Below are 7,232 nucleotides of genomic sequence, written 5' to 3' on the forward strand. Positions count from 1 at the left end.
CCTAGACACCCTTGGACACCTCTGGACACAAAGACCTAGGTACAACGACTGTTGCACTTATTACAACCGCGGTTGTACCTTACTGCTCATGGCAACCGACCCCCAGGCTTCGGCGGTCCCCACGTCCGACGGCCGCCGCCCCGCCTTCACCCTGATCGTCGTCCTCCTCGGCATGCTCACCCTGCCGATGGCCATGTCCGGCACGACGGTGGCACTGCCCCGCATCGGCGCCGACCTCGACGCGTCCGGCGCCGCACTGCAGTGGGTCGTCGTCGGCTACTTCCTCGCCGCTTCCTCGTTCATGCTGGTCGCAGGCGCACTCGGCGACCTCTACGGCCGCCGCCGGATCCTCACCATCGGCGCCGCGATCTACACGGCCGGCACCCTGGCCTCCGCCCTCGTCCAGCACATCCTTCTCCTGGACGCGGCCCGCGCACTGTCCGGCATCGGCGCCGCGGGCGTCATGGCCAGCGGCGGCTCCCTGCTCGCCGCGACCTTCACCGGCCCCGCCCGCACCCGCGTCTTCGCCTTACTCGGCACCACCGCGGGCCTCGGCCTCGCCTTCGGCCCGACGTTCTCCGGCTGGCTCGTCGACGCGCTCGGCTGGCGCGCCACCTTCCTGTCCTACGTCGCCGTGGGCACCGTCATCCTCATCGGCACCCGCCTGATGAGCGAGTCCCGGGCCGAGACCCGGCCCCGCGTCGACAAGGCGGGCGCGGCCACCTTCATCGCGGGCCTCGCCCTCGCCCTCTTCGCCATCACCCAGGGCTCCAAGTCCGGCTGGACATCGCCCGCAACGCTGCTCCCCGCCACCCTCGCCCTGGCCCTGCTCCTCACCTTCGTCCGCGTGGAGCAGCGCATCACCCGCACCGGCAGGGGCCGCCCGATCCTCGATCTGGGGCTCGCCCGCAACCCGGCGTTCCTCGGCTGGGCCGTCGGCTCCTTCGGCCTGGGCGCGGGCACCACCGGCGCCCTCACCTTCCTCCCCACCTACCTCCAGGGCGTGAACGGCACCACGGCCGGCGCGGCAGGACTGACCCTGCTCCTGATGACGGTGCCCGTCCTCGCCCTGCCCCCGCTCGGCGCCCGCCTCGTCAACCGCGGCGTACCCGCCCGCCACCTGCTGGTCCTGTCCCTGCTGCTGATCGCCGCGGGCAACGCCTGGCTCACCACCCTGCACCCCGGCATCACCGCCGGCGCGCTCGCCGGCCCACTGCTCACCATCGGCACCGGACAGGGCCTCTCCATCGGCATCATCGACGCGCAGGCCATGTCGATGGTCGCCCCGTCCGAGGTCGGCATGGCCTCCGGCTTCCTCAACACCGTTCGCGGCGGCACCGGCGCCGTCATGCTGACGGTCTTCGGCGCGCTGCTGCTCGCCTCCGTCGAACCCCGGATCGGCTCAAGCCGGGCAGCGGCCCAGGTCACAGCGGGCACAGGCGGCCACGCCCCGGAATTCACGGCAGCCTGGCACCTCACGCTCTGGACGGTGACGGTCCTGATGACAGCACTGGCAGCCCTCGCATACGCCCTGCTCGCCCCCAAAGGCAAGCGCTCGCCGGCGACCCACACCCCACGTCCCGAGACCCCGAGCTTCACCAAGGCCCCCTCAGCAGCGCCCCGCTGACACAGCCGAACCCTGCGGGCACCACAACGGCCCAATGACGACGCGGACGACGCCAAAGCCCGCGGGCACCACCACCTCCCGGACAGCACCAGCACAGCCCGCCGGCCCCACCACCTCCCGACGACACTGCCGAAGCCCGCCGACACCACAGCGGCCCATCAACACCGCCGAAGCCCGCTGGCCCCACCACGACCCGGATCGCACCATCGCAGCCCGTTAGCACCACCACGGCGCGCCGGAGCCACCACGGCCGGCCCGACAGCACTCCCGAAACTCGCTAGCACCATCACAGCCGGCTGGCACCGCCACGCCCCGCTGGCACCACCACGGCCCAATGACGACGCGGACGACGCCAAAGCCCGCGGGCGCCACCACCGCCCGAACAGCACCAGCGCAGCCCGCTGGCACCGCCACGCCCCGCTGGCACCACCACGGCCCGACCACACCGCCGAAACCCGCCAACACCATCACAGCCCAACGCCGCCCCCGCATACAGGGAGACCCACCATGACCGCCAACAGCAACACCACCCCCCTCCGCGTAGCCATCGTCATCGGCTCCACCCGCGACGGGCGCCTCGCCCCCACCGTGGGCGCCTGGTTCACCGGGCACGCCAGGACCCACGCCCCCGACACCCACTTCGACGTCATCGACCTGACCGACCTCGACCTCCCCGACACCCACCCGGACTGGGGCCACACGCACACCCCCGAGCAGGCCGCTCTGGCCGCCCGGGTGGACGCCGCCGACGCCTACGTGATCGTCACCCCCGAGTACAACCACAGCTTCCCGGCCCACCTGAAGCACTTCATCGACCTGCACCACAAGGAATGGCAGGCCAAGCCGGTCGGCTTCGTCTCGTACGGCGGCGTCGGCGGAGGCCTGCGCGCGGTGGAGCAACTCCGCCTGGTTTTCGCCGAGTTGCACGCCGTCACGGTCCGCGACGGCGTCAGCTTCCACCGCGCGACCCCCGACCACTTCGCCGAGAACGGCGCGGCCCACGCACCCGAGGGCGCCGGCACAGCCGCCAAGATCCTGCTCGACCAGCTGGACTGGTGGGCCCACGCCCTACGCACGGCCCGCGCGGAACGCCCGTACAACTGAACCGGCAACATCAGCCACGCCCAGCACACCAGCCAGATCAGCCACACCGGCCAAATCAGCTAACCAACCCTGAGCACCATCTCGTGGTCCACCTTGGAAGGGTCGCCCGGATTCGGGACGGCCCCGCCCGACCGTACGAACCCGAACTTCCGGTAGAACCCCGCCGCCCGCGCATTGTCCTCATGGACGTGCAGCCGCACCCGGGCCACCCCGTCGACCCCCAGCGCCCACTCGACGGCCGCCGAGAACAACGCCTCCGTCACCCCGCGCCCCCGCGCCTCCGGCCGCACGAACACCCCGACGAGCTGCGCCTGCCGCTCCTCGACGACCTCCCCGAAGAAGTCCACGGCCCCCTCGTCCTCGACGAGCACCACCACCGTCCCGGCCCACACCCCGTCGCTCCCCACCGCCACGAATTGCCGCGCGGCCATGCCGTGCGAGGCCCCCGCAGCCCGGTCCTGCCAGAACACGTCGGGCCGCGCGAGCGCCTGCTCGTACGTCTCCAGGAACGCCAGCGGAGCCACCGGGTCGAGCAGCGCGGCAAGCCGCAGCTCCTTCACCGCGGGCCACTCCTCAGGGCGTACGACGCGTATCTCGTAATCCATGCGCGGCACCCTACGGGCCCGTAGTACCCGGGTACTACCGCCTTTTCCGCAGCTCGGTGCCCGGGTCGGACGCGGCCGGGGGTCCTCTCACGGCACCTTCATAGGCATGACGATCCGAGCGCACGGCCTCACCAAACGCTACGGCGGCAAGCCCGGCAAGACAGCGGTCGACGACCTGACCTTCACGGTCGAGCCCGGCACGGTCACCGGCTTCCTCGGCCCGAACGGCGCCGGCAAGTCCACGACCCTGCGCATGCTCCTCGGCCTGGACGCCCCGACCTCCGGACGCGCCACGATCGGCGGCCGCGCCTACGCGACCCACCCCGCGCCCCTGTGCGAGGTCGGCGCGCTCCTCGAGGCGAAGGCCGTCCACCCGGGCCGCAGCGCCTTCCACCACCTCATGGCGCTCGCCCACACCCACGGCATCCCGCGCTCCCGCGTCGACCACGTTCTCGACCTCGCGGGCCTCACCGAGGTAGCCGGAAAGCGCGCCAAGGGCTTCTCCCTCGGCATGGGCCAGCGCCTCGGCATCGCCGCGGCCCTGCTCGGCGACCCGGCCGCGATCGTCCTCGACGAACCCGTCAACGGCCTCGACCCCGAGGGCGTCCTGTGGATGCGCAACCTCCTCAAGTCCCTTGCCCAGCAGGGCCGTACGGTCCTGATCTCCTCGCACCTGATGAGCGAAATGGCGCTGACCGCCGACCACCTCGTCGTCATCGGCCGCGGCCGCCTCCTCGCGGACACGACGGTCGCCGAGCTCGTCCGCGCGTCGGGCGCCGCCTACGTCAAGGTCGTCACACCCGACGCCGCCCGCCTGCGCTCCCTGCTGACCGGCGCCGAGACCACCACCGAGGCCGCCGACACCCTCCACGTACGCGGACTCGAAGCCCCCGACATCGGCCGGATCGCCGCCGCCCACACCATCCCCCTCTTCGAACTGAGCCCGCAGACCGCCTCGTTGGAACAGGCCTTCATGAACCTCACCCACGACGCGGTCGAGTACCAGGCGACCACCGCCCTGACGGGAGCCGCACGATGACAACGTCGACGACGACCACCACCGCCCCCTACGCGGTGACGCCGCGCCGCATCCTGCACGCGGAATGGCACAAACTCCGTACGCTGCGCTCCACTTGGTGGACCCTCGGCCTGGCCACCGCCCTGGTGATCGGCGTCGGCCTCATGATGGGCTCCACATACGACGGCGACGACGCGAACATCGACACCGTCCTCTTCGTCCTCTTCGGCTCGCAGCTCTCCCAGATCTGTGTCGCCGTCCTCGGCATCCTGGTCACCGCGAGCGAGTACTCGACGGGCCTGGTCCGCGCCACGCTGGCGGCCGTCCCGCGCCGCCTTCCCGTCCTCTGGTCGAAGGCCGGCGTCTTCACGGCCTGCGCCTTCACTCTCACCTTCGCGACGAACACCGTGACGTTCCTGCTGGCACAGATCTGGCTGTCCGACACCGACAAGGCCCTGTCGCTGACGGACTCCGGTGTCCTCGGCGCCCTCGCGGGCAACGCCGCTGGCGTCACCCTCCTCAGCCTGATCGCCGTGGGCCTCGGCGCCCTGTGCCGCTCGATCCCGGCCGCCATCGGAGCATTCGTCGGCGCCGTCATGATCCTGCCCGAGGTCCTCGGGGCGATCAGCAACGACTTCGTACAGAGCGCCGTGAAGTACTTCCCGGCCAAGTCCGCGGAGTCCCTCGGCACGATCGCACCGCTGACCGACCACAATGCCCCGGTGACCGGCTTGGTCAGCCTCCTCGTGTGGGCCGCCGCCGTGCTCGCCGCGGCCGCACTCCTTCTCAAGCGCCGCGACGTATGACCAGGATGATCACGTGACGTCCGAAGCCGGCGAGCCCGAGTCCCGCATCAGCCAGTTCCAGCACCGCTCCACCCGGCGGGTGCGCGCCTTCGACCGGCGCCGCCCGCTGGTGTGGGACCTGGTCCTGACGGGGTTCTGCGTCATCGCGGCCGTCATCGACTACGCGGGCGACGGCTGGAAGAACATAGCCGCCGACACCCACGTCCCCGGCCCGCTGGTCCTCCTCCTCAGCCTCGCCCTGTCCGTCCCGATGCTGTGGCGCCGCAGCCACCCCATGGCGGTGCTCTCCGTCCTGGTACCCGCGGGCATCGTGAACAGCGCGACCGGTGCCCTCCTCCAGGCGGCCCTGCTCCAGCTCTTCGTCGTCTTCAACGTCGCCCTGCGCGCCCGCATGCGCACCCTGGTCCTGGCCTGCGCCCTGACGATGATCCCGGTCGTGGTCGCGGTCGTCCGCTTCCCCAGGGGCAGTTGGGACGCCCAGGTCGTCCCCCAGTTCTGGGCCCTGGCCCTCGTCTCCGCGTTCGGCATCGCCCTCCGCAGCCGCCAGGACTACACGAACTCCCTCGTCGAACGCGCCCGTCGGCTCGAGGTCGAACGCGATCAGCAGGCCCAGCTCGCGGCCGCCGCCGAACGCGCCCGGATCGCCCGCGAGATGCACGACATCATCGGCCACAACCTCTCGGTCATCACGGGCCTCGCCGACGGCGGCTCCTACGCGGCCGCCCGCAACCCGGAACGCGCGGGCCAGGCCCTCACCGCGATCGCCACCACCAGCCGCCAGGCCCTCACCGAACTCCGTCGGCTCCTGGACGTCCTGCGCGAGGAAGCCCCGTCGACAGAAACGGAATTGTCCCCGCAGCCCGCTCTCGGGGACGTCGACGCCCTCATCGACGGGGTACGCACCGCGGGCCTCGCGGTCCGACTGACACACAGCGGCGCCCCGCCCGCCCCACTCCCGCCGGGCACCCAACTCGCCCTCTACCGCATCCTCCAGGAAGCCCTGACGAACGCCCTGAAGCACGCGGGCCCGAAGGCGACCGCCACAGCCGACCTCTCCTACGCCTCCGACGTAGTCACCCTCACCATCACCGACACGGGCCGCGGTGGCACCCCCGCCACCGGCGGCCGGGGCCTCGCAGGTATGCGCGAGCGAACTTCCCTCTACAGCGGCACACTTGAGGCCGGCCCACAGCCGACCGGCGGCTGGCGCGTCACGGCCCGCCTCCCCGTCCCTTCTCCTCGCCCTTAAGGAACCCACCACGTGAGCCCGGCCCCAGCCACCTCGGCCACCTCAGTCCTCATCGTCGACGATCAGCCCATGCAGCGTTTCGGTTTCCGCATGCTCCTGGAGAGCCAGGACGACATGCGGGTCGCCGGGGAGGCGGGTAACGGCACGGAAGCAGTCGCCCTCGCGTCGCGGCTGCACCCTGACGTCGTCCTGATGGACATCCGTATGCCGGGCATGGACGGCATCGAGGCCACGCGCCGCATCGTCTCGACGCCGACCGGCAGCGAGCCCGGCCCGCGCATCCTCATTCTCACCACGTTCGACATGGACGAGTACGCGTACGCGGGCCTCCGCGCCGGCGCCTCCGGCTTCCTCATCAAGGACGCGCTCCCGGAAGAACTCCTCGCCGGCATCCGCGCGGTGGCGGGCGGCGACGCGATCGTCGCCCCGGGCCTGACCCGCCGCCTCCTGGACGCCTACGTCCACCATCTCCCGGCCGCCCCGAACGTCCCCGCGGCACCTGACCCCCGTACAGCCTCTCTCACCGAACGCGAGCGCGAGATCCTCACGGTCATCGCCCAGGGCTGGAGCAATGCGGAGATCGCCGCACGTCTGCATCTCGCGGAATCAACGGTAAAAACGCATGTGTCCCGCATTCTGGCGAAGACGGGAGCGCGGGACAGAGTCCAGGCGGTGATCGTGGCGTACGACGCGAAATTGGTGGAGCCCGCATAATTCACGGACACGCACCGTAAACGCAGAAAACCCCCGTCCGGTATCCCCGGACGGGGGTTTTCTGTCTATCAAATTTAGTTCGGCGGCGTCCTACTCTCCCACAGGGTCC

General features: G+C 71.1%; 7 protein-coding genes. 6 read left to right on the forward strand and 1 reads right to left on the reverse strand.

Translation table 11 applies throughout. The annotated features are described in order from the left end of the window. Positions 1 to 88: 88 nt before the first annotated feature. Complete coding sequence (locus ACIREE_RS37390; RefSeq protein WP_404162786.1) at positions 89 to 1,627, forward strand: MFS transporter; 1,539 nt, start codon at positions 89 to 91, stop codon at positions 1,625 to 1,627. Positions 1,628 to 2,134: 507 nt separating this feature from the next. After that, positions 2,135 to 2,731, forward strand: coding sequence for an NADPH-dependent FMN reductase (locus tag ACIREE_RS37395; protein ID WP_404162788.1), 597 nt, complete (start codon positions 2,135 to 2,137; stop codon positions 2,729 to 2,731). A 59-nt stretch (positions 2,732 to 2,790) separates the two neighbouring features. On the opposite strand, the gene ACIREE_RS37400 is transcribed toward ACIREE_RS37395, so the two are convergent. Continuing rightward, positions 2,791 to 3,336, reverse strand: a complete 546-nt coding sequence (locus tag ACIREE_RS37400) for a GNAT family N-acetyltransferase (RefSeq protein ID WP_404162791.1) — start codon at positions 3,334 to 3,336, stop codon at positions 2,791 to 2,793. 106 nt (positions 3,337 to 3,442) lie between these two features. On the opposite strand from ACIREE_RS37400, the gene ACIREE_RS37405 reads away from it, so the two are divergent. Genes ACIREE_RS37405 through ACIREE_RS37420 form a run of 4 tightly spaced genes read left to right on the forward strand, consistent with a single transcriptional unit; the run spans position 3,443 to position 7,123 of the window. Further along, positions 3,443 to 4,375: an ATP-binding cassette domain-containing protein gene (locus ACIREE_RS37405; RefSeq protein ID WP_404162794.1), complete on the forward strand. Its 933-nt coding sequence runs from the start codon at positions 3,443 to 3,445 to the stop codon at positions 4,373 to 4,375. After that, positions 4,372 to 5,160 carry an ABC transporter permease gene (locus ACIREE_RS37410; protein ID WP_404162797.1) on the forward strand — a complete coding sequence of 263 codons (789 nt, stop codon included), beginning with the start codon at positions 4,372 to 4,374 and terminating at the stop codon, positions 5,158 to 5,160. The genes ACIREE_RS37405 and ACIREE_RS37410 overlap by 4 nt, the downstream gene beginning before the upstream one ends. Before the next feature lie 13 nt (positions 5,161 to 5,173). Continuing rightward, the gene (locus ACIREE_RS37415; protein WP_404162801.1) at positions 5,174 to 6,409 is read left to right on the forward strand and encodes a sensor histidine kinase; all 1,236 of its coding nucleotides are present in this window, start codon (positions 5,174 to 5,176) and stop codon (positions 6,407 to 6,409) included. 12 nt (positions 6,410 to 6,421) lie between these two features. Continuing rightward, entirely contained in the window at positions 6,422 to 7,123 is a 702-nt protein-coding gene (locus tag ACIREE_RS37420) for a response regulator (protein WP_404162803.1), read from the forward strand. Positions 7,124 to 7,232 lie beyond the last annotated feature (109 nt).

The organism is Streptomyces sp. NPDC102467, from assembly GCF_044765445.1.
Lineage (GTDB): Bacteria > Actinomycetota > Actinomycetes > Streptomycetales > Streptomycetaceae > Streptomyces.